This window comes from Phycisphaerales bacterium (assembly GCA_040221175.1).
Classification (GTDB): Bacteria; Planctomycetota; Phycisphaerae; order Phycisphaerales; family UBA1924; genus JAHCJI01.
Genome location: JAVJVK010000007.1, coordinates 85027 through 106671, shown reverse-complemented (window position 1 = coordinate 106671; position 21645 = coordinate 85027). Strand labels below are relative to the sequence as shown.

Below are 21645 nucleotides of genomic sequence, written 5' to 3'. Positions count from 1 at the left end.
ACGTGTGGTCAATCGGCCATAAAGCATGCTAAGACAATGGCTTGCGACATCTCGCCGGCGTCCTGGCCATCGGGATGGATCGCCAGGCGTTTGGGCGTTTCGCCCGGCCCGGCGGCCAATCGGCGCAGCCAGGTGCGCTGGTTCTTGGCGAATCGGCGGGTCTCGATCTTCGTCCGCTCGATGGCGTCGTCGAGGGAAAATCCGGATTGACTCGGTCCGGTGAGATATGCCGCGACCTGCTTCGTGCCCAGGGCCTGGCCCGCCTGGGGGCCGAGGTTTCCCGAGTCCAGCAGCCGGCGGGTCTCCTCGACCAGCCCCTGCTCGACCATCTGCTTCACCCGGGCGTTGATGCGGCGGTTGATGGCCTGCGTCTCCCAGTGCAGGGTGACCAGCAGCAGCCGATCGGCGAGGGGGTTCGTGTTGCTGTCCCACTGGCCCTGGTGCTCGCTGATGGGCGTGCCGGTGAGGCGGAAGACCTCCAGCGCGCGGATGGTGCGGCGCTCGTCGGCGGGGTGGATGCGCTGGGCGGCCCTGGCGTCGACGCGCTCGAGCTCGGCCCGGCGTTCGGCGGCGGGCATCGCGCGGAGTTCTTCGCGCAACGCTTCGTCGGCGGGCGGGCCCTCGAAGAGGCCGTCGATCAGGGCCTTGATATAGAGGTGCGTGCCGCCGGCGACGATGGGCCAGCCGCCCCGTGATTCGATCTCGTCGATGGTCTGCGTCGCCAACTCAAGCCACTGGGCGACGGTGAAGGGCTCCGTTGGCTCGACGATGTCGATCAGGTGGTGCTCCACGCCCTGGCGTTCTTCGAGGGACGGCTTGGCGCTGGCGATGTCGAGCCCGCGGTAGACCTGGAACGCGTCGGCGGAGATGACCTGCGCCGCGCCCCTCGACACGAGCTCCCGCGCCTCGGCCAGCTTCGAGCAGGCAATCGCCAGGCTCGTCTTGCCGCCGGCTGTTGGGCCGGCGATGACGGGGATGCGGGGGCGGGCGTTCACGGCAGAAAGATAAACAGGGCGGCCCGGATCGTCGCGGCGTGGGCAAGCGCCGGCAATCCGAGCGCTCTGATGGTCCGAGAATGCGCACTCTCTGGTGATCCGTGCCCCCGGCGCGGCCACCAGAGGCCACGAATCGTCCGCGCGAGCGCACGAAATGACGATTCGTGCGCTCGGCTGGGCGGAACGGACGCTCGGCGGGAGGATCCTGGGGGCGTTGACTGGGGCGATACGCTTGGCGATGACCCGGCGGCACCGCATGCTGACATGGCGGATGGTGCTGGCGGCGCTGCTGGTGGGGGTGGTGCTGGCGGTGGTGAGCGTGCCGGTGGCGGCGGTGATAGCCGCGAATACGCGGAATTCGGGCCCGGGATTGATGGGTTTCTATCTGGGCGCCGATCACGTGGTACTCGTGTACAAGTTCGAGCATCCCGCCAGTGTGCGGTGGCTGAGCAACTGCTATCCGCCGGATGACGTCTTTGACGCAAAGCCGGGCGATCCCAGGCCCGCATTCGCACGCACACGCTACACGGCCTCTGCGGACAGGGTGGAGTGCTGGCGGGCGGGCTGGCCGGCGATCGCCGCACAAGGGCGGATTGTTACACGATATGGCGAGGCGAGTGCCAAACATTCGCAAGGCTTGCTTGCTGCGACCCTCGCTGGCAAGGACATCGCCTTTCCTTGGCGCCCGATCTGGCCCGGCTTACTCGCCAACACCCTCTTCTACGCCGCGCTCGCGTTGACGCCGATGGCACTGCTGCGCTGGCGGCGCACGCGGCGGCGGCGGGCGCGGGGGTTGTGCGTGGCGTGCGGGTATGCGTTGGGGGAGCGGGTTTCGGCGTGCCCGGAGTGTGGGCTCGAATCGCGGCCGTCTTGACGAACCCCTCGCATGAGCGAGGGGGCATGATAGCGCGGGCGCGGCTCGTGTTGCCGTACCCCCTGCCTCACGGCAGGGGTTCGTAAGAAGGGCTACTTCGGGAACCGCAGCTCTCGCCCGAAGAAGTTCAGCTTCATCGCCGCCTTGGCTCTTGCGAGCGTGTCTTCCGCCACCGCGTTCGCTTTGGCCGCGTGCTCGCGGAGGATCTCGAGCACAACCTTGTCGCCCGCCTCGCCCGCGAGCTCGGCGCGTTTCTCCCTGATGGGCGCGATCAGCTCGTCGATGGCCTGGGCGACCTCGACCTTGATGTGGCCGTCGCCGATGTTGTCGCCGGCGGCGTACCTGGTTTCGAGTTCCTTGACTCTGGTTTCGTCGCGGATGAAGGCGCGGACGTACTCGAACAGGGCGTTGTCGATGTCGCCGGGCTCGTCCATGGTCTGCCGGCCGGTGTAGAGCTGGCCCATCTTCTTCTTGATCTGCTTGAAGGTGTCGGTGAGGAAGATGGCGTTGTTGAGGCTCTTGGACATCTTCTGCTTGCCGTCGGTGCCGACGAGCCTGCCGATGCGTCCCATTTTCGCGGCGGGGATCGGGAACACGCCGCCGAGTGATTCGTGTTCAGCATCCTCGGCGTGCGGGTCGACGCCGCAGTAGACCTGGTTGAAGCGGCGCGCCGCCTCGCGGCACATCTCGATGTGGGCGACCTGGTCTTCTCCGACGGGGATGAGCTGCGGCCGGAACGCGAGGATGTCGGCGCACTGGCCGACGGCGTACATGGGGAAGCCAAACGAGTACGTATCGCCCAGGTCCTTGTCCTTGATCTCGGTCTTCAAGGTCGGGTTCTTCATCACGCGGTTGAAGGGCAAGAGCATCGCGAAGAACCATGTGAGCTCGGCGATGGCGGGGACTTCCGTTTGCAGGACGAAGGTGCTGCGCTGCGGATCGATGCCGACGGCCAGCCAGTCCTTGACGATCTCGAAGGTGCTCTCGCGGATGCCCTCGGGCTTGTCGGCCCTGGTCGTGTACGCGTGCATGTTGGCGATGAGGAAGTAGCAGTCGTACTCGTCCTGCGACGCAACGCGGCTCTCGAGGCTGCCCACCAGGTGCCCCAGGTGGAGCTGGCCGGTGGGGGTGTCGCCGGTGAGGATGCGGGCCCTTCCAGGGGGGGTATGGCTGGTCATAAGCGTGGAGGGTAGGAAGGGCGTGCGGCCGTCTTCTCGAAGTCTCCATCGTGATCCGGGCGGAACTCGGTACAATGCCCGCAGGAGGTAACGCATGCGGAGATGGATGATCGCCCTCGGTGCGTCGGTAGCGATGGCCGGTCAGACCCTCGCCCAGGATCGCGAGATCAGCCGGGTGGTTGAGGCCGAGGCTTTCTCGTTTGTGTCCGACGACCCGTTGTTCGACCGTGACTTGGTGACTTCGATGGAGCCTGGAGACTTTGTCGAGTCGGTTTCGGCCCTGGCAGCCATCCCGCCCTTCGCGTCCAATCGGTCACGCGCCGAGCAGACCAGCGTGTTCGAGCCCGATCCCGATGGCGACGTGATCGAGGCGTCCGGTTCGGCCGTCGCGCAGCTCTTCATCCAGGGATCTGGTGATGCGTATGCCACGAGTTGGTACCGCGTGCGGTTCGTCACCGCCGCTTCGGCAACGCTGCTCATCGAGGACTTCGAGCTGCTGGTCGATCGCGCGTTCGATGGCGAGGTCTCGCGCGATCGCCCCGGCGATGCGGGCGCGTCGATCCGACTGCACAACACCGACACGTTCGAGATCGAGTTCGAGGTCGAGGCCGTGCTGGATGACATCGGGACGCGGCTGCTGCTGCGGCCCGTGGCGCCCATCGAGGTCGACCTCGATCCCGGCGCGTACGAGCTACGTATCGCGGCGACGGCACGCGACCAGACCGAGGGCTTCGAAGAAGTCAGCGACAGCCTGGCCGCCGCGAGCTACTTCTTCGAGGCGACGCTCTTCGAGGCCGGGGCGTGCATTGCAGATCTCGACGGCGACGGCGCGCTGACCCTGTTCGACTTCCTTGCGTTCCAGACCCTGTTCGACGCGGGCGATCTCGCCGCGGACTTTGACGGCGATGACGAGCTGACGCTCTTCGACTTCCTTGCGTTCCAGAACGCGTTTGACGCCGGGTGCCCCTAGGCGAAGCTTGGAACACGCCATAAGAAAGGCCGCCCGAGGGGCGGCTGTCTTGCAATTGGAGGGTTGTCTGTCCTCGCTGCGTTCAGCAGCCCGCGTCGAACTCGTTCTGGAAGGCCAGGAAGTCGAACAGCGTCAGTTCGCCGTCCTCGTCGAAGTCGGCGGCCAGGTCGCCCGCGTCGAAGAGGTTCTGGAACTCGAGGAAGTCGAAGAGGGTCAGCTCGCCGTCGCCGTCGATGTCGGCGCGGCAGCCGCCGACATCGAGCAGGTTGGGCGTGTAGGCCGCCCCGCCGGTGGGGTTGGGGGCGATGGGGCTGCCCGCGGGCGCGGGGTAGGGCGAGTCGGCCGTGGAGAACGTGCCGTCGGCGAGGTTGTAGATGTGGTGCACGCCGCCGTTGGCGTCGGCGTTGTCGGTCAGCAGGAAGACCTCGCCCCCGCCGGCGGCCAGGCCGTCGACGTCGGTGACGATATCGGGGAATCGCACGACCTCGGTCAGCCCGGCGGTGGGGTCGAGCGGATCGACGCTGTAGATCCAGCGGCCGCCGGTTTCGTCGTCGTCGGCCAGGTAGATCAGCCCGTCGTCCTCGTTGAAGTCGATGCCGCCGATGGTGTAGGTGCTGCTGGTGTCCTGGTAGTCGAGCACGAGCGTGAGCACGCCGGTGGCCAGGTCGATGGCGAAGAGGCCCTCGGGCTGGCCACCGCTGCCCAGCGTGCGCGTGCCATAAAGGATGCCGGTGTCGGTGTCGTAGGCCAGGCCGTCGATGGAGATGTCGTTGCCGGCGGCGTCCTGGGTCTCGACGAGCTTGGTGGGGTTGAACAGGTCGTCGTAGCTGAACTCGTAGACGTCGTCGTTGGGACCGTTGCGCACGGTGGCGAAGAAGCGCCGGTTGCGATCATCGCCGGCCAATCCCGTAAAGCCGGGCGCGGTGGCGGGCAGGCCCAGGTCGGTCTCGATGTCGAACAGGAGCGTGTTGGTGTCGCCCAGGTTGAAGTAGGCCTCGGGCTGGTTCTCGCCGAAGACGGGCTTGGTGATGCCGGTGGTGAATTGTGCGTGGGCGGCGGTGGCAAGGCCGGCCGCGGCGGAAATGGTTGCAATGGTGCGCATGATGGATGCCTCTCTTTCTCGGACCATACTGGGTGTCGCCATATTGGTTGTCGCACTGTCTCGTGCGACCTGAAGGTACCACGTGGAACGGGCCGGTCCGCATCGATGTTCCGGCGTTGGCGACAATCATCGCGCCGCGCGGGGAGTTGCCGAGCGGTCTGAGAGCGATCACATGATTTGTTCGGCGTGGGTCGGGGCTATGCGTCCGGCCGGGCGCGCATCCACGAAACGATGGCGTCCAGATGGCAGGTCGATGACGCGGCACTTCCGTCGTGCTTGCGCGCCACGGCAATCAGGAACTGGGGTTTGCCCCCGCCGCCGGGCCATCGCTCGTCGCGGGCGGCCACGGGGTCGATCGGCCACATCCCAGGAGGCAGGTCGGGGCTGTAGACCTCGTCGGTGGGGTTCTGGCCGATCCAACGCTCGATCGTCCAGCCGCTCTCGATCATCGCGCCGAAGTCCGCGAAGCCGAAGTCGTGGACGTGGTGGGGCGTGGGGCCCAGCCGGTTGGGCGTACTGATGACCAGGCGCCCGCCGGGCCTGACGATGCGTCGCAACTCGACGAGCAGGCCCGTGGCGTCCGGCACGTGCTCGATGGTCTCGAAGCTGGCGGCCAGGTCGTAGGCGTTCGAGGCGAGCGGCGTGTTGCAGGCGTCGGCGGCGTGGAACGCGCACGCGCCCGCGCAGCCGTGCACGCGCGAAGCGTAGTCGACGGCGTTGGCGTCCAGGTCGACGCCGTCGGTCCGTGCGCGGGCGATTATGTGCAAGAGGCGCGAGCCATAGCCAGTCCCGCTGGCGACGTCGGCGATGCGTTCGGCCCCGTGCTGCCTGGCGATCTCGGCGGCCAGCTCGTACCGGCGGGCGTGCAGCTCGGTTCGGGCGGGCGGGATGATCGCTTGCAGCGCATCGTGCCGCTCGCTGCGGTTGGTCACAAGCCAGCGGGCGTCCTCGAGCGAGAGCCCGCCGGCCACGAGGCGTTCGATCGTGGCGTCGGCTTCCCAGATCGTGTCGTCGGGCACGTAGAGCGAAACGATGCGCACGGGGGTGCCGGCGAAGACCGATCGGGCACGCTCGCCGACGGCCTCCTCGTGCTCGGTGGTGCTCAGGACGACCGCCTGGAAGGTCGGGTCCTGCGCAGCCTCGCCGGGCGAGAGCACCGGCACGCCGGCGATGGCCTCACGCGTGGGCTGGTCGTCGAGCACCGCCGTGACGCGAATGCCGTGCATGAGCCAGGGCTGGCGGATGACGGCGCGCGTGTGGCGGCCGCCGGGGTACAGGGCGATGCGGGTGACGCCGCTCATGGCCAGCCAGGCGGCGGTGCGGTCGAGCAGCCGCTCGCGGAGCTGGGGCACGACGGCCAGGCGCGGGGCCTTGGGCTGCCAGGTGGGCGCGTCGGTACGGTCGTTCTTCGATTCGTGGGTGTGCAGGGCGCTCACGGGAGGGGTCATCGGCCATCTTCTGGTGCTGGCACGAACGCGGGGCCGATGGACGGGGCATGTCCGCACTCCCCGCTGTCCGTGCGCCCGCAGGTTCCGGCCCGGCACTCCAGGCCGCCGCCGCGCTGTGGCCCGAGGCGCAGCGGGCGTGGGACCTGACCGGCGGCGTGCTGGAGGGCGTGGGTCCGTTGCTCGCGGAAACCCTGCCCACGCCCCGGGGCGGCGCGATCTGGCCGCCGGAAGATCTCTTCGCACCGCCGGTGGTCATCGTGGGGGCCACGTCGATCGAGCTGATTGCGCGGGCGATTACCGAGCGCACCGGCTCGCTGCAATACCTGCCCCGGGTGATGGTGATCGAGCCCAGGGCCGAGGCGGCGCTGGCCGGACTCGCGCGGCTGGGGGAAACCGCGGCACGCGACCTGCTCGCGGCGCCCGGCGTCGAGTGGTTCGTGGGCCCGGCGGCGATGGAGCGGCTGGAGCGTTGGCTCGTCGAGCACGTGGACAACCCCCTGCCCAAGAGCGTCATCGACAACGGGGCGTCCGGAGGCGCGGCCGCCGGCGTGGCGAAGCTGCTGGGCGAGGCCCACGCGCGCCAGCAGGCGGTTATGCGAGAGCACGGCGCCACGCTCCGCCAGTGGGCCAACAGCCGCGAGAAGCGGACGGCCATCGCCGAACGCTGGCGCACGGCCGAGTCGCTTCGGCTTCTCGTCACCACGTCGCGCTATTCGACGTACATGTGGCCCTCGGCGGCCGACTTCGTCGAGGCGCTCAATTCATCGGGCCACGACGCCCGGCTGCTGGTCGAGCCGGATGACCATACCAAGCAGACCCAGCTGCACTACACGCGGGCAATCATCGACTTCGAGCCCGACGGCGTGGTGCTGCTGAATTACCTGCGCCCGCACCTGGGGCCGGTCGTGCCGCCGCACGTGCCGGTCGTGACGTGGTCGCAGGATGCGATGGGCCACTACTTCATGGGCGGCCAGCTTGCGCGGAGCGGCCCGCGGGACTTCGTGGTCGGCATGCTCTATCCCGAGCTGCGCGATCGCCTGGGCGTGCCCGAGGAGCGCATGCTGGGCTGGCTGAACCCCGTCTCGCCAACCAAGTTCCATGGTGGGGCGATGGCTGGCGGGCATGAGCACCTTCGCTGCGACGTGGCGCTCATGACGCGGCACAGCGAGCCGCCGGCGCAATACGTTCGTCGCGTATACGACCAGGGCGGCGCAGCGAGCGCGTACGGCCGGGCCATCCTGGAGTTGGAAGAACGCGTTCCGGAGGCCATGTCGCGATCGGAAGCGCAGCAGCGATGGCTCGTGCACGAGCTGCGCGTCGAGTGTGAGGCGGCGCTGCGGGCGAGCAGCACGCGCCCGCCGGCCGGCGCGATGGTCGAGGGCCTGCTGCAGCAGATCGCCTATCCGCTGGCCGACCTGCACTTCCGCCAGCAGGCGGCGCGGTGGGCGGCCAGCGTGTGCGGGCAACGCGGCTGGCGGTTGCACCTGTACGGCAAGGGCTGGGACGATCATCCCGAACTTGCGGCGCATGCGCGGGGGGAGTTGACGCACGGCGAAGAGCTGCGTGCTGCCTACCAACTGGCGGGCGTGACGATCCACGCCTCGGTGCGCGGCCAGAACCACCAGCGCGTGGCCGAGGCGGCGATGAGCGGCGGGCTGCCCATCGTGCGTTGCACGTTCGAAGACCTGGATCGCGCGCGCTGGTACCAGCTCAACGCGATGGTGGGCGCGGTCGAGCCCGATGGCCAGAGCGACGATGGCCGGCCGCTCTACGCCATCGCCAACCACGCCGGACTCATGCGCGTCGCGGCGCTGTGGGGGCGCTGCGGGCTGGTGCTCGGCGAGGGCGGCATGGTCGGCCCGACGCATCGAGAGATGGCGATCCTCAAGGACTGCCCGCTGGGCAAGCCCAGGTTGCCGCATGAAGACCCGGCGTGGCCGCTCATCGACGTGGGCACGGTGGGCTTTGCCAGCGAGGCGGAGCTTGAAGCGATCGTCGAGCGGTCGATGGATCCGGCGTGGCGCGCCGGCTGGTCAACGGCCATGGGCGCGCGGGCGCGCGAGCGTTTCGGGATGGATCGCTTCGCGCACGACGTGGTCGAGCTGGTGCGCGGCAGCTTCCGATAGATCAACCAGTTCTGTCGGCAGGCCGGTGGCGCGGTAGCGCGGCAGGTCGCGCTCGTGCAACGCGAGCAGCGCGTCTGGCCGCAGGCGATCGATGCCGGCGTGGAAGGCGTGTGCGGGCAGGCCAACGTGGGTCGTTGGTTCGATGGCGCCGTCGTCGATCCAGCCGACGATGGGGGCGCCGTGACGGATGGGGGCGATGAGCACGGGGGTGCGTTGGTCGTGGGCGACGACGGCAATGCGGGTGCAACCTTGGGCGGCCAAGCGATCGATGGCGCGCTGGGCCGCGTACACCCCGGCTTCGACCAGACCGTTGGGCGAGACGGCGACGCCCAGGCCGCGATCGCGCCATTGCTGGACGAGCGCCGGGTCCGGGCGCGGCGCGGCGGCGCGCACGAGCACGGCGTCGCACTCGGTACCTGGTGCATCGAGAGCGATGCGCTCGTAGCCGGCGTGTCGCAGCTCGCGCTCGAACCATGTGTCGGCGGCGGTCTCGTCGTCGGGCCAGCGCGGCGCCCAGGGCCACCGCTCGATGGATCGAACGGCGTGGTCGGTGCGCTGGGCCAGGCGGGAGTCGTCGCAGCGCACGCCACGGGCAGCGAGCTGCGCGGCCAGGGGCAGGGCGCAGTCGTCGTCGAAGGTGATCTGCGTGGGCGCGAGCAGGAGGGCGGCCTCGAGGATTGCCTGTGCACGCTCGTGCATGGCGAGCGTGGGGTCGGGCACGACCTCACGGGCGCGTGGGTGGTGCAGCGCGGGCGTGCGGGCGTCGGCGAAGTTCAGGGGGCTCAGCCCGATGCACAGCAGATGATCGCGCGGGCGCGTGCGCATCGCGGCGAGCGCGGCGTCGACCATCGGCGGGCGCGGTTGCTCGTGGTCGCAGAGGGCGAGGTAGAGCGTCTCGCACGGAGCGGGCGCGACGCGTACGCGGGCCATGGAGGCGACGGGGTTGGTGTTGCCGGTCCGGCGCGCGTTCACCAGTTCGTGCGCGACGTTCGCCCCGGCGTCCGGCGTGTGGAGCTGCGCGAGGATGGTGCGTTGGCGTTCCAGGTCGGGATCGGCCAGGAGCGCGTCGAGCGTGCCGGCGACGGTGCGCATGTGCTCGATGGGCAGGTCCGCGATCACCGAGTCGTCCAGCGCGTCGGCCCAGATCCACGCCGCGGGGACCCACAGCGGCCAGGGGTGGGGGTGGGCGATCGCGGTAGGCACGCCGGCGAGCATGGATTCGACGGCCAGCGTGCTCGCGGTGGTGATGGTGGCGCGGGCGCCGGCGAGGGATTCGGTGAGCGGTGCGGTGTCGCGTGGTACGTTCAGGTCATGCGTGAGCGCGGCGTCGATGCGCCAGCGGATGGGCAGGTGGCGGGCTCGAACCTGATCGCGCAGCTCGTGCAACATCGTGCGCACGCGGGCGAGGGCGTCGTCGTCCATCGCGGGCGTCAGTGCGGTGGCGACCAGGAGCCACTGGTTTGGCTCGGTGCGGGTACGTGCGTCGGCGAGTTGGGCCTCGAAGCCGTCCAGCCGCGGCAACCCCGTGGTTGCAACGGCGTTGCCCAGGTCGGCGAGGATGTGGGCCTGCAGCGGGCCCATCGCCAGCACGCGGTCGTGGGGGGTTCGCTGGAGGTGGTCGGGGCCCAGCCAGGGGTTGCGCATCGTCGCGGCGTGCTCGACGATGCCGTCGACCAGCAGCACCGTGGGGATGCCCATCTCTCGCGCGAGGCGCGTGGGGGCCAGGTGGGCGTTGTGGCTCAGGTCGGCGAAGGCGATCGCGCGGGCGCCCTCGAGTACCTCAGTGATCGCGTGGTGCCCGAAGCGCATCTCTCGATCCCAGAGGCGTTCATACAACACCTCGACGCCGCGTGCGTTCAGTGCGTCGGGCACGCCGGCGAACTGGTCGAGCGGGCGGCGGCTGGCGAACAGGACGATCTGGCCCGAGCGCGCGGCCACGGCTCAGGCGCTCGCGGGGGCGGCGAAGACCTGACCGGCCCTGGGGGGCGGCGCGCTGCGGACGGCCGCGAGGAAGCCGGCGGCGCGGGCGGCCATCCGCCAGCCGCGGGCGCTGGCGAACAGCTCGCGGATGTTGGTGCTGAAGACCGGCTTGCGGGCGATGGCCTCGAACCGCGCGTACGCGTCGATGGCGTCGTCGGTCATGAGCGCGCGGGCGTCCTCGATGGACTGGGTGGAGCCGTCGAAGCGATCACCGAACACCGCCGAAGCGCACGCCTCGTTGACGCGGTGCAGTTGCAACGCCTGGTGGCCCAGCAGCGCCTCGCGGGCGAGGATCTGCCCGGGCTCGTAGCGGTGGTGGTGCGTCGCGCTCGCCTCGGGGCGGTAGAGCACGGGGGCGCGGTGCTCGGTCGTGACGCGGTAGGCCCACTCCAGGTCGTCGAACATCGGATGCGCCAGGCCGTCATCGAACGCGGCGCAGATCGAGCGCGGCACCGAGAGATTGAGCGTCCACGCGTGGCGGAAGCCCCAGTCGCGGTCGCGCTCGACGCCGTTCATGTCGCTGTAGAAGAACAGCAGCGCCGTCTCGCGGGTCATGCGGTCGAGCACGCGGTCGTCGGTGGGCACGGCGAAGGGGGCATCGCCCAGGACGAGCTTGGGCGCCCCGTCGCGGTGGGCGGCCCGGTGGTGATCGATGAGCCGCGGGCAGGGCACGACGTCGTCGTTGAGGAAGAGCACGAGCTGGCCGTCGGCGACCTCGAGACCCCGATTGCGGGCGGCGGCGGGGCCCGCGGGCTCGCCGGTCACGATCGTGACCGAGCCGTCGCGGGCGAAGGGCGCCAGGTCGGCCGGGGCGTCGGGGCCGTCGATGCTCGCCACGATGGCCAGCTTCGCGTCGCGCTCGGCCAGCAGCGAGGCGATGCAGCGGGCCAGGGCCCCATCGGCCCCGCCCCGGCTCGGGATGATCGCCGTCACGCGCATGCGAAGGGTCTAACGGCCGATTCGCGCGGCGGGCTCTACAAATGGCGGCTATCCGGCCGTGGCGAACAGCCCGCCGGCGACGGTCCGCTCGTGGTCCAGCAGCCAGCGCTTGCGCTCCAGGCCCCCGCCGTAGCCATGCAAACTGCCATCGGCGGCGACCACCCGGTGGCACGGCACGACGATCGCCAGCCGATTCGCCCCGTTGGCCGCGCCCACGGCCCGGCTGGCCCCCGCGTCCTTGCCGATCATGCGGGCGAGGTCGCCGTAGCCGACGGTCGTGCCGTAGGGGATCGCCAGCAGGGCGTTCCACACGCTGGTCTGGAAGGCCGTGCCGGCGAGCTCGAGGGGCACGGTGAATTGCTTCAGGTCGCCCACGAAGTAGGCGGTCAATTCCCGGATGAGCAGGGCCAGCGCCGGGCACTCGGGCGGGTCGACGCTGGGCCGCACCTGCGCATCGAACATGGTGGCCAGGGCGTCCAGGGCCGCCCCCTGCCGGTGGCCGAACTCGACCAGGCACACGCGGGGACCATCCAGGTCCGTGATCGAGGCGAGGGTCAGCTCGCCCACGGGGCTGGGAATGGTCGTGGTCGTCAGGGTGGCGGCTTCGGTGGCCATACCGAACAGTAGCCTGTCAAACGGGCCCGCGATGGGGCCGATGGCGGCCCGGCCACGGACAACGGGCCGGGGGAATACGCACCCCGGCCCATCGCCCGTCTCGTGGTTGTCCATGGCACGGGGGAAGAGACCCCCCCGCGGAGCGTCTGGGCCCCGCCGCGGAGCGCCCGGGCCCCGCCGCGGAGCGGCTCAGCCGGCTTCCTTGCCGCTGGTTTCCGTGGGCGCGATGGCGCCCGCGGTTGCCTGCTGATTCCCGCCGGCCCCGAAGGGCAGGGCGACGGGCGTCGAGAAGGCGCTGATGCCGCTGGGGCGCTCGGCCCGGACGCGGTAGTGCACGCCCGCCACGCCGCTGGGGGTGGCCTGGTCGACGAACTTGCGCTCGTAGACCCAGTCGACCGAGGCCCAGGGCGTGATGGCGCCCTGGCTGGTCACCACGCGGCGCTGGATGCGCCACGTCGTCCCGCCGTAGCGGGTGGACTCGAACGTAAGAACGGCCCGGCCCTCGGTGTCCAATGTTACCTTGAGGTCGGTGGGCACGGCGGGCTCGGGCAGCTCGCCGGGGGTCTTGGGCGGGTCGATCTGGGCCGCGGCGTAGACCGCGTCGGGATCGGCTTGCTGCACGGCGAAGCCGCGGATCTTGCGAACGAGGTCCTGGGCCAGGCTGCGGTTCTCCTCGGCCGCGGTGTGCCACGTGACGGTGGCGGCCTTGGCCGCGTTGACCGCCGCGACGCGGGAATCCAGTGCACTCTGGGCCGATCCGCTGGAGGCGACCAGCGCCGCGGCGTCCTCGGGAGCAAGCCCGATGAGCGCGGCGTTGTCGGTCCACAATTGCTTACGGGCCTCGGTGAACTGGAGGGACGCCCGGTCGCCGCCGGGCACGGTCGTGCGTTGTCCAGACATGATGCGTTCCGCCTTTCTTATGATCGGGCCGGATGCAAGTTCGCCATCCCGATCGGTCCCGGGCCCCGCGACGCGTGCCGCGGCGGCCCAGACCTAAGGTCGGCGGTCCCCGAGGGCGACTTCAGTCCAAGAACGGAAAATCGGGCGACTTTTTTTTGTTTGGGGCGTGGCCGGGTTTTAGGCTCGCATCGCCCGGGCCCGGCCGGGCCGCGTCGCACGCCCCTGCCGCCGCGCGGCCGGTTTTCCCAGCATCGACCGGCGTTTTCGGGTTCTGCACAGGCCCGAGAAGCGACTCCCCGTGGAGCATGGCCGCCTCCACGGAGAGCCCAACGGCCTCCCCGTGAAGCCCGGCGGCCTCGTCGGAGAGCCCGGCGGCCTCACCGCGGAGCCCGTCGGCCTCGCAGGATGGCCCGGCGGCCTCCTTGGCGAGCCCCGCGGCCTCCCCACCGACACCGATGGCCTCCCGTCGCGTTGCGGCGGCCGGAAGATTTCCTTGCACGAGCGGGGCGTTTCTGGTAGCATGCGGGCGTGGCGTGTTCCGGCGTGGGGGCGTGGAACGTGCACCGGTGGCCTCCGGCCATTTCCCTGCGCCCGTGTCCTGCGCTTCGTTCGCGAGACCCGGAGGCCGCAGGAGAGAGCCGTGACCAAGACCAAGCCCCAGACCACGACCCATCCCGTGCCCGCCGCGCCCGCCGTGCTCGTTGCGGCGGCCGCCGCCTTGCTGGGCGCCCCCGCGCTGGCCCAGGACTGCGACCCCGGCGAGATCTTCGCGCCCGTCGCGAGCTACGGCGTGGGCGACTACCCGCTGTCGGTGGCCATCGGCGACCTGGACGGCGACGGCGACAACGACCTGGTTACCGCCAACCGCGATAGCGGCGACGCCAGCGTGCTGCTCAATAGCGGCGACGGCACCTTCGCCGATGGGGTGGCGTACGCCACCGGCCTGAGCGCCTTCTGGGCGGCCATCGGCGACCTGGACGGCGACGGCGACAACGACGTGGCCGTGTCGAACCTGGGCGGCAACAACGTCAGCGTGCTGATGAACAACGGCGACGGCACCTTCGCGCCCCAGGTTGCGTACAGCGCGATCTCGCCCCAGTTCGTCGCGATCGACGACCTGGACGGCGACGGCGACGCCGACCTGGCGGTGGGCAAGTTCTTCGGCGGCGGCGTGGGCGTGCTGCTGAACAACGGCGATGGCACGTTCGGGCCCGAGTCGACGTACAGCGTCGGAGGCATCGGCTCGCGCGCCATCGCGACCGGCGACGTGGACGGCGACGGCGACGTCGACCTGGCCGTCCAGGTCATCGGCGGCGGCCAGGTTTCGGTGCTGGCCAACAACGGCGACGGCTCGTTCGCCCGCGAGGTTCCATACAGCCTGGAGTTCGCCGCCCAGTTCGTGGCGCTCGGCGACATCGATGGCGACGGCGACGACGACCTGGCCGTGGCCAACGCCGGCAGCGCGATTACCGGCAACGCCAGCGTGCTTCGCAACAACGGCGACGGCACCTTCAGCGCCGAGGAGTCCTACGACGTGACCGGGTTCGCCCAGGCGGTGGCCATCGGCGACCTCAACGGCGATGGCGCTCCCGACCTCGTCGTGGCGGTCGCCGACTCGGACGCCCGGCTCAGCGTGCTGGTCAATAACGGCGATGGCACGTTCGCCGCCGAGGCGCGGTACTTCACCGGCGACTCGAACACGGCCGCGGCGCTCGGCGACCTGGATGGCGACGGCGACAACGACCTGGCCGTGGCGGGCGTCAACACGGACACCGTGGGCGTGTTCCTCAACGAGTGCGGCGGCGCCTCGTGCCCGGCCGACCTGGACGGCGACGGCATGCTCACCCTGTTCGACTTCCTGGCGTTCCAGAGCCTGTTCGCCACCGGGGATCCGGCCGCCGACTTCGACGGCGACGGTAGCCTGACCCTGTTCGACTTCCTGGCGTTCCAGAGCGCGTTCGCGATCGGCTGCCCGTAAGCGCGCCGTGGCGCGGTGGGCTCCGAACGTGGCGATGCCGCCGGCTCCGGCGGCCAACCATGCCCCATGGAGCTCACCCCCCTGCGCTACCTCCGCGCCATCGCCGACGCGGGCACCATGACCGTCGCCGCTCAGCGGCTGGGGCTCAGCCAGCCGACGCTCTCGGCCGCCGTCCGCAAGCTCGAGGAAGAACTCGGCGTCGACCTCTTCAGCCGCACCGGCCGCGGGCTGACGCCCACCGAGGCGTGCCTGGTCCTGCTCGAGCACACCGACCAGGCGGTCCGCAGCGTCGACGCCGGCGTGCGGGCCGTGCGGGCGCTCGCGGGGCTCGAGGCGGGGACCGTCAGGATCGGCGCGGGGGCGACCGTCGTGACGTACCTCTTGCCCGGCGTCGTGCAGCGCTTTCGCCGCAAGCACGCCGAGCTGCGCGTGAGCGTGCGCGAGGCGGGCAGCAGCCAGGTGGCCGAGGCGCTGCTCAAGGGCGAGCTGGACCTCGGGGTTGTCACCCTGCCGGTGAACATTCCCGGGAGCACCGAGCTGATGACCGTCGCCCGCGCGCAGGACGAGCTGCGGTTGATCTGCCCGCCGGGGCACCCATTGAGCGCCAAGACCGACTTCGCCTGGAAGGATCTCCAAGGCCAGGCCGTGGTGGGCTTCGAGGCCGGCAGCAGCGTGCGCGCGGTCATCGATCAGGCGGCCATGGCCCACGGCGTGACGCTCGAGGTGGTCGTCGAGCTGCGGTCGATCGAGGGGATTGCGCGCATGGTGCAGGCGGGGGTGGGCGTGGGGTTCGTCAGCCGGATGGCGCTCAGCGGGAGCGCGCCCGACAAGCCGGAAACGACGGGACTCGCCTGCCGCGATGGAAGATTGGTGCGCGGGCTCGCCCTCGTGCGGAGGAGGGACCGCGCCCCCTCGCCCGCGGCGGCGGCCTTCGAGCAGGACCTCTTTGCGGCCATGGCGACGGCCCCTTGAACGGGCCCCGCGGCCCCGTAGCCTGACCGGGCGCGCCTGCGGCGCGCATCCCTCGTTGCAGGAAGCACGACGCTTACGGAAGGACCCGCCATGGCCAAGCACCGCGACGGACCACTCGCACGCTGCCGCGCGATGCGCGGCGGGGAGCTGGCGCGCTTCGCGACCGACGTCGTCCGCCCCATCGAGCCGGGGAGGGCCGCGAGCGTGCTGGCCATCAGCGGCGGGGGCAAGTACGGGGCCTTCAGCGCCGGCTACCTCAACGGCTGGCACGAGCGCGGCGACCGCCCGCGTTTCGACGTCGTCACGGGCATCAGCACCGGCAGCCTGATGGCGCCCCTGGCGTTCATCGAGAGCGAGGCCAGCACCGAAGCGCTCGAATCGATCTACACGAGCGTGACGCGCAAGGACGTGTACGAGGGCCGCTGGTGGATCAATATTCCTTTTAGTAAGTCGCTCTATGACCCCGCGCCCCTCAAGAAGCTCATCGAGACGCACATCACCAGGAAGGTGATCAACGCCGTGGCCGAGCAGGGCGAGCGGCGCGGGCTGTACGTCGCGACGGTGGACCTGGGCGACACGCGGCTGGTCATCTGGGACCTGGTGTGTTTGGCCCAGGAGAAGGAATACAAGTTGTTCCGCAAGGTGCTGCTGGCCGCCGCCGCGGTGCCGATGGCCTTCCCGCCCGTCAAGCTCAAGAGCGGCCTGCGCGACGATCGCAACAGGAACCGCTGGCACGTCGACGGCGGCCTGCGCGAGAACGTCTTCTGGCGGCAGGAACTCGCCCGCCTGTGCCAGGCGATCGAGGCCCAGCGCCGCGCGGCCGATGGCGGGGCGGGGGCCCAGGGCGCCCCGCCGGCGACCCTGTACGCCCTCGTGAACGGGCAGCTCAGGACGCGATACCAGGAGGTCGACTTCGGCTGGGTGCCCATGATCGGCGTGGCCCGCCGCGCGGTGAACACGCTGATCAGCGAGGTCTCCATCGGCAGCCTCCAGAAGCTCTACGCCGAGACGCTCGAGGCGGGGGTGCGCTTCCGCTTCAACTACGTGCGCCAGTTCGATGGCAGCCCCGACTGGGACGCCTTCGAGCCCGACGAGATGCGGGCCCTTTACGAGCACGGCCGCGAGCTGGGCCGGGCCGGCCACTGGGAGGAGCGTCCGCCGGACGAGCCGCTGGACGGCTAGCGGGCGGTCGGCATAGACGATATCTATACAAGCTGTTAGCGTCAGCAGTTGGACCAATAGGTCCGGCCCGGCGATACTACCGGTGGACCGACGATTCGCACGCGACCCCCGGGAGACCCTGCCATGGCCAGCAATCCGTTCAATAGCCGCCGCACGCTCAGCACCGACAAGAGCGGGGACTACACCTACTACGCCCTGGAGGCCCTGGCCGACCAGAAGGTGGGCAACGTCCGCACGCTGCCCTACTCGATCCGCGTGCTGCTCGAGGCGATGCTCCGCAACGTCGACGGCTTCACGGTGACCCAGGACGACGTGGCCGGGCTGGCCAGCTGGAACGCCAGGGACGTCAACCGGGTCGAGATGCCGTTCTCCCCCGGCCGCGTGGTCCTGCAGGACTTCACCGGCGTGCCCTGCGTGGTCGACCTGGCCGCCATGCGCGACGCGATGAAGCGGCTGGGCGGCGACCCGACGATGATCAACCCGGACGTGGCCTGCGACCTGGTGATCGACCACTCGGTGCAGGTGGACGACTTCGCCACGCGCGTGGCCCTGACGATCAACGCCGAGCGCGAATTCGAGCGCAACAACGAGCGGTACAAGTTCCTCAAGTGGGGCCAGCAGAGCCTTGCCAACTTCCGCTGCGTGCCCCCGGCCACGGGCATCGTGCACCAGGTCAATCTCGAGTACCTCGCGCGCGGCTGCCTGACCCGCACCGTCCAGACCGCCGACGGTGAGGAGCGCCAGGTCTACCCCGACAGCCTGGTGGGCACCGACAGCCACACGACGATGATCAACGCGCTTGGCGTGCTTGGCTGGGGCGTGGGCGGCATCGAGGCCGAGGCGGTCATGCTGGGCCAGCCGGTGTACATGCTCACGCCCGAGGTGGTGGGCTTCAAGATGACCGGCAAGCTGGCCGAGGGCGTGACGGCGACCGACCTGGTCTTGACCGTGACGCAGATGCTCCGCGAGTTCGGCGTGGTGGAGAAGTTCGTGGAGTTCTTTGGCCCGGGCATGGCGGCGCTGAGCCTGCCCGACCGCGCGACCATCGCGAACATGGCGCCCGAGTACGGGGCCACCTGCGGCTTCTTCCCCATCGACGACAAGACGATCGAGTACCTGCGCCTGACCAACCGCAGCGAGGAGGAGATCGAGCTGGCCGAGAAGTACGCAAAGGCCAACATGCTGTGGTGGGACGAGAGCCAGCCCGACCCCGAATTCAGCGACGTGCTGGAGCTGGACCTGTCGACGGTGCAGCCCTCGCTGGCCGGCCCCAAGCGCCCGCAGGACCGCGTGGACCTGCACGACATGAAGGCCCGGTGGTGCGAGGAGCTGGCCGGCCCCTTCGGCAAGAGGGTGCCCAGCGATAGCGTGAACCTGAACCGCTGGGCCGGCGAGGGCGGGCAGGCCGAGTTCTCGGCGGTCAACCCCGAGCACGCCGCGCCCAGTTCGGACGACCACGCCCACTACGACGAGCACGGCGTGGTCGTCGAGCTGACCGAGGCCACCCGCCCGCCCAGGGTGGGCCAGAAGATCCGCCTGCACCACGGCTCGGTCGTGATCGCGGCCATCACCAGTTGCACCAACACGAGCAACCCCAGCGTGATGGTCGCTGCCGGCCTGGTGGCGCGCAAGGCGCGCGAGCTGGGCCTGACGCGCAAGCCCTGGGTGAAGACCAGCCTGGCGCCGGGCAGCAAGGTCGTGACCGAGTACTACGACAAGGCCGGCCTGACCGAGGACTTGGACGCGCTGGGCTTCCAGACCGTGGGCTACGGCTGCACGACGTGCATCGGCAACAGCGGCCCGCTGCCGCCGGAGATCGAAGCGGGCATCGTCGAGGGCGACCTGATCGCGGCGAGCGTGCTGAGCGGCAACCGCAACTTCGAGGGCCGCGTGCACCCGAAGGTGAAGGCCAACTTCCTGGCCAGCCCGCCGCTGGTGGTCGCCTACGCCATCGCGGGGCGCGTGGACATCGACGTGGTGAACGAGCCGCTGGCGACGACGCCCGACGGCAAGGAGGTGTTCCTGAAGGACATCTGGCCGAGCATCGAGGAGGTGCAGCAGGTCGTGGCCTCGTGCATCGACCGCGAGCAGTTCGCCCGGCGGTACGGCGACATCTTCACCGGCAACGAGACGTGGAACCAGGTGCCGGTCTCCAAGAGCGACCTGTACCCCTGGGAGGACGAGAGCACGTACATCCAGAACCCGCCGTTCTTCGAGGGCATGGCCGAGCAGGCGCCCGGCTTCGAGCCCATCGGCGGCGCGCGGTGCCTGGCGCTGCTGGGTGATAGCGTGACGACCGACCACATCTCGCCGGCCGGCCGCATCGAGCCCGAGACGCCTGCGGGGCAGTACCTGCTCGAGCACGGCGTGAAGCAGCGCGACTTCAACAGCTACGGCAGCCGCCGCGGCAACGACCGCGTGATGACCCGCGGCACCTTCGCCAACGTGCGGGTGAAGAACAAGATCGCCGCCGCTCCCACCAGTGAGGGCGGCAAGCAGCCCGAGGGCGGCTGGACGCGAAACTTCACCAAGGGCAACGACATCGCCAGCGCCCCGGTCGAGTACATCTTCGACGCGGCCATGGACTACAAGAAGGCCGGCACGCCGCTGGTGGTCGTCGCGGGCAAGGACTACGGCATGGGCAGTAGCCGAGACTGGGCGGCCAAGGGCACGATGCTGCTGGGCGTTCGCGCGGTGATCGCCGAGAGCTTCGAGCGCATCCACCGCAGCAATCTCGTGTTCATGGGCGTGCTGCCGCTGGTGTTCAAGGACGGCCAGAACGCGCACAGCCTGGGCCTGAAGGGCGACGAGACCTTCGACATCATGCTGCCCAGCCCCATCGAGCCCGGCTGCGACGTGCCCGTAAAGGCGACCACGCCCGAGGGCAAGACGATCGAGTTCACCTGCAAGTGCCGCATCGACACGCCCATCGAGATCGAGTATTACCGCAATGGTGGTATCTTGCACACGGTGATTCGCAAGAAGCTGAACGAGGCGAAGCAGCCGGTGTGAATCGTCCAGGCGTCGAACTCATCGCGGCGGCCGATGCCCGGCCCTTGAGGCAGCGCATACTCAGGCCGGGCTTGCCCGAAGCGCAGTCGGTGTACCCGGATGACGAGGCAGACACGAGCGTCCACGTCGGCATTCGCGTGGATGGAACGCTCGTGTCCGTCTCGTCTTTCTTCGTGGAGTCCACGCCTGGCTCCGAGCGTGCTGCCGTGCGCATTCGCGGCATGGCCACGCTGCCCGAGTTCCGTGGCCGGGGGTATGGGCGCGACCTGGTCGATTTCGGTCTTTCTCACACCCCCTTGCAAGATTATGCAGAGGCCTGGTGCAATGCCCGATTGACGGCGGCGGGATACTACCAGAAGCTCGGCTTTTGCTCCGTGGGCGAGCAATTCGAACTGCCTGGCATCGGTCCGCACGTGGTCATGGTGCGAGCGATCCATTCGAGCCGATGAAGTCGGGATCATGTCCGACTTTAACACCAAGCACAACCGCGTCGTCTGGTTCGACCTGCCCGTGGCCGACCTCGATCGCTCGATCGCGTTCTACTCGGCGGTGCTGGCCATCAAGATACACCGCGAGAGCAACGAAGGCTTCGAGTTCGCCGTGCTCGATCATGATCAAGGCAACGGCGGGTGTCTGGTGCCCAAGACGGGCGAGGTCGCTGACACGGGCGTGCTGATCTATCTGAACGTCGACGGCCGGATTCGTGACGCCGTGGCGAAGGTGCCGACATTGGGTGGGAAGGTCAAGCAGGATGTCCACCCGATCGGGCCGCACGGCTTCCGGGCGATCATCAGCGATAGCGAGGGCAACTGCGTTGCGCTGCACTCGCAGCGCGACACGTAAGGAGGCGGGGCATGCGACGGAAGCGGTGGATGGTGAGTGGTGGCCTGATGCTGGCCGGCGGGCTGGCGGCTGGGCTTGGCATGGCGTCGGAGGAAGGGCGCGACGACCCAGTCCGCGTGTACCTCGTGCATGATGCCCAGGCGCCCGTGCGTGGCGGAAGCTCTTCGGGCTTCAGCCACGGCATCCGGACCTTCAGCGTCCACGGCCCGGGCAGTGCGACGCCCACGCAGGTGTTCGGCTACCTCGACGAGATCGACGAGCACTGGGTCGTTCTCAAGCAGGTCAGTGAGATCCGCGAGGGCAAGGAGATCTGGATTCCCCGCGAACGCGTCCAACTCATCGAGTTCATGGACGAAGCGAACTTCAAGGTCATGTCGGGTGGCCAGTAGGCCTCTGCTTTGCCGGTTCGGGCTTGTCAGACATTACGAATAGGACAAACACCCGTTGTGAAAAACTGCGTGAGTGGGGGCGTCGGATTGCGCTCATGACTCGTCCAAGCCGCGCGGCGGGGCCGGAGGTCGGCTCGCCGCG

At 69.6% G+C, this 21645-nt stretch carries 18 protein-coding genes; 10 read left to right on the top strand and 8 right to left on the bottom strand.

The genetic code is table 11. From position 1 onward, the window contains the following. Nucleotides 1-8 precede the first annotated feature (8 nt). Entirely contained in the window at nt 9-995 is a 987-nt protein-coding gene (gene miaA / locus RIE32_08055) for a tRNA (adenosine(37)-N6)-dimethylallyltransferase MiaA (protein MEQ9096199.1), read from the bottom strand. A 154-nt stretch (nt 996-1149) separates the two neighbouring features. Here miaA and RIE32_08050 point away from each other — a divergent pair, with 154 nt between their 5' ends. Beyond that, nucleotides 1150-1869, top strand: coding sequence for a hypothetical protein (locus tag RIE32_08050; protein MEQ9096198.1), 720 nt, complete (start codon nt 1150-1152; stop codon nt 1867-1869). A 92-nt stretch (nt 1870-1961) separates the two neighbouring features. Here RIE32_08050 and trpS read toward each other — a convergent pair whose 3' ends face one another. Next, nucleotides 1962-3047 (bottom strand): tryptophan--tRNA ligase, encoded by a 1086-nt coding sequence (gene trpS, locus RIE32_08045; protein ID MEQ9096197.1) that lies wholly within the window; start codon nt 3045-3047, stop codon nt 1962-1964. A gap of 94 nt (nt 3048-3141) precedes the next feature. Between trpS and RIE32_08040 the strand changes: the two genes are divergently transcribed. Then, the gene (locus RIE32_08040; protein MEQ9096196.1) at nt 3142-4017 is read left to right on the top strand and encodes a GC-type dockerin domain-anchored protein; all 876 of its coding nucleotides are present in this window, start codon (nt 3142-3144) and stop codon (nt 4015-4017) included. Between the two features lie 82 nt (nt 4018-4099). Here the strand turns inward: RIE32_08040 and RIE32_08035 are convergent, their stop codons facing one another. Continuing rightward, on the bottom strand, nt 4100-5119 hold the full coding sequence (locus tag RIE32_08035) for a GC-type dockerin domain-anchored protein (protein MEQ9096195.1): 1020 nt from the start codon (nt 5117-5119) through the stop codon (nt 4100-4102). Nucleotides 5120-5316: 197 nt separating this feature from the next. Beyond that, nucleotides 5317-6567 carry a class I SAM-dependent methyltransferase gene (locus RIE32_08030; GenBank protein ID MEQ9096194.1) on the bottom strand — a complete coding sequence of 417 codons (1251 nt, stop codon included), beginning with the start codon at nt 6565-6567 and terminating at the stop codon, nt 5317-5319. A 47-nt stretch (nt 6568-6614) separates the two neighbouring features. On the opposite strand from RIE32_08030, the gene RIE32_08025 reads away from it, so the two are divergent. Further along, complete coding sequence (locus RIE32_08025) at nt 6615-8693, top strand: hypothetical protein (protein ID MEQ9096193.1); 2079 nt, start codon at nt 6615-6617, stop codon at nt 8691-8693. On the opposite strand, the gene RIE32_08020 is transcribed toward RIE32_08025, so the two are convergent. From RIE32_08020 to RIE32_08005, 4 genes are all read right to left on the bottom strand, one after another. Continuing rightward, nucleotides 8601-10631: a hypothetical protein gene (locus tag RIE32_08020; GenBank protein MEQ9096192.1), complete on the bottom strand. Its 2031-nt coding sequence runs from the start codon at nt 10629-10631 to the stop codon at nt 8601-8603. The genes RIE32_08025 and RIE32_08020 overlap by 93 nt on opposite strands. A 3-nt stretch (nt 10632-10634) precedes the next feature. After that, the gene (locus RIE32_08015; protein ID MEQ9096191.1) at nt 10635-11612 is read right to left on the bottom strand and encodes a glycosyltransferase; all 978 of its coding nucleotides are present in this window, start codon (nt 11610-11612) and stop codon (nt 10635-10637) included. Nucleotides 11613-11660: 48 nt separating this feature from the next. Beyond that, nucleotides 11661-12227 (bottom strand): methylated-DNA--[protein]-cysteine S-methyltransferase, encoded by a 567-nt coding sequence (locus RIE32_08010; GenBank protein MEQ9096190.1) that lies wholly within the window; start codon nt 12225-12227, stop codon nt 11661-11663. Between the two features lie 189 nt (nt 12228-12416). Next, nucleotides 12417-13127 carry a hypothetical protein gene (locus RIE32_08005; GenBank protein MEQ9096189.1) on the bottom strand — a complete coding sequence of 237 codons (711 nt, stop codon included), beginning with the start codon at nt 13125-13127 and terminating at the stop codon, nt 12417-12419. A gap of 640 nt (nt 13128-13767) precedes the next feature. Between RIE32_08005 and RIE32_08000 the strand changes: the two genes are divergently transcribed. The 7 genes from RIE32_08000 to RIE32_07970 all read left to right on the top strand — a co-directional run bounded on the left by RIE32_08000 (nt 13768) and on the right by RIE32_07970 (nt 21503). Beyond that, a complete protein-coding gene (locus RIE32_08000) occupies nt 13768-15105 on the top strand; it encodes a VCBS repeat-containing protein (GenBank protein ID MEQ9096188.1) in 1338 nt (445 codons plus the stop codon). A 66-nt stretch (nt 15106-15171) separates the two neighbouring features. Continuing rightward, complete coding sequence (locus RIE32_07995) at nt 15172-16077, top strand: LysR family transcriptional regulator (GenBank protein ID MEQ9096187.1); 906 nt, start codon at nt 15172-15174, stop codon at nt 16075-16077. Nucleotides 16078-16167: 90 nt separating this feature from the next. Further along, a complete protein-coding gene (locus RIE32_07990; GenBank protein ID MEQ9096186.1) occupies nt 16168-17259 on the top strand; it encodes a patatin-like phospholipase family protein in 1092 nt (363 codons plus the stop codon). 123 nt (nt 17260-17382) lie between these two features. Next, nucleotides 17383-20271 carry an aconitate hydratase gene (locus tag RIE32_07985; GenBank protein MEQ9096185.1) on the top strand — a complete coding sequence of 963 codons (2889 nt, stop codon included), beginning with the start codon at nt 17383-17385 and terminating at the stop codon, nt 20269-20271. Then, entirely contained in the window at nt 20268-20720 is a 453-nt protein-coding gene (locus RIE32_07980; GenBank protein ID MEQ9096184.1) for a GNAT family N-acetyltransferase, read from the top strand. The genes RIE32_07985 and RIE32_07980 overlap by 4 nt, the downstream gene beginning before the upstream one ends. 10 nt (nt 20721-20730) lie before the next feature. Then, on the top strand, nt 20731-21114 hold the full coding sequence (locus RIE32_07975; GenBank protein ID MEQ9096183.1) for a VOC family protein: 384 nt from the start codon (nt 20731-20733) through the stop codon (nt 21112-21114). Nucleotides 21115-21125: 11 nt separating this feature from the next. Then, nucleotides 21126-21503: a hypothetical protein gene (locus tag RIE32_07970; GenBank protein ID MEQ9096182.1), complete on the top strand. Its 378-nt coding sequence runs from the start codon at nt 21126-21128 to the stop codon at nt 21501-21503. The last annotated feature ends 142 nt before the right edge of the window (nt 21504-21645 follow it).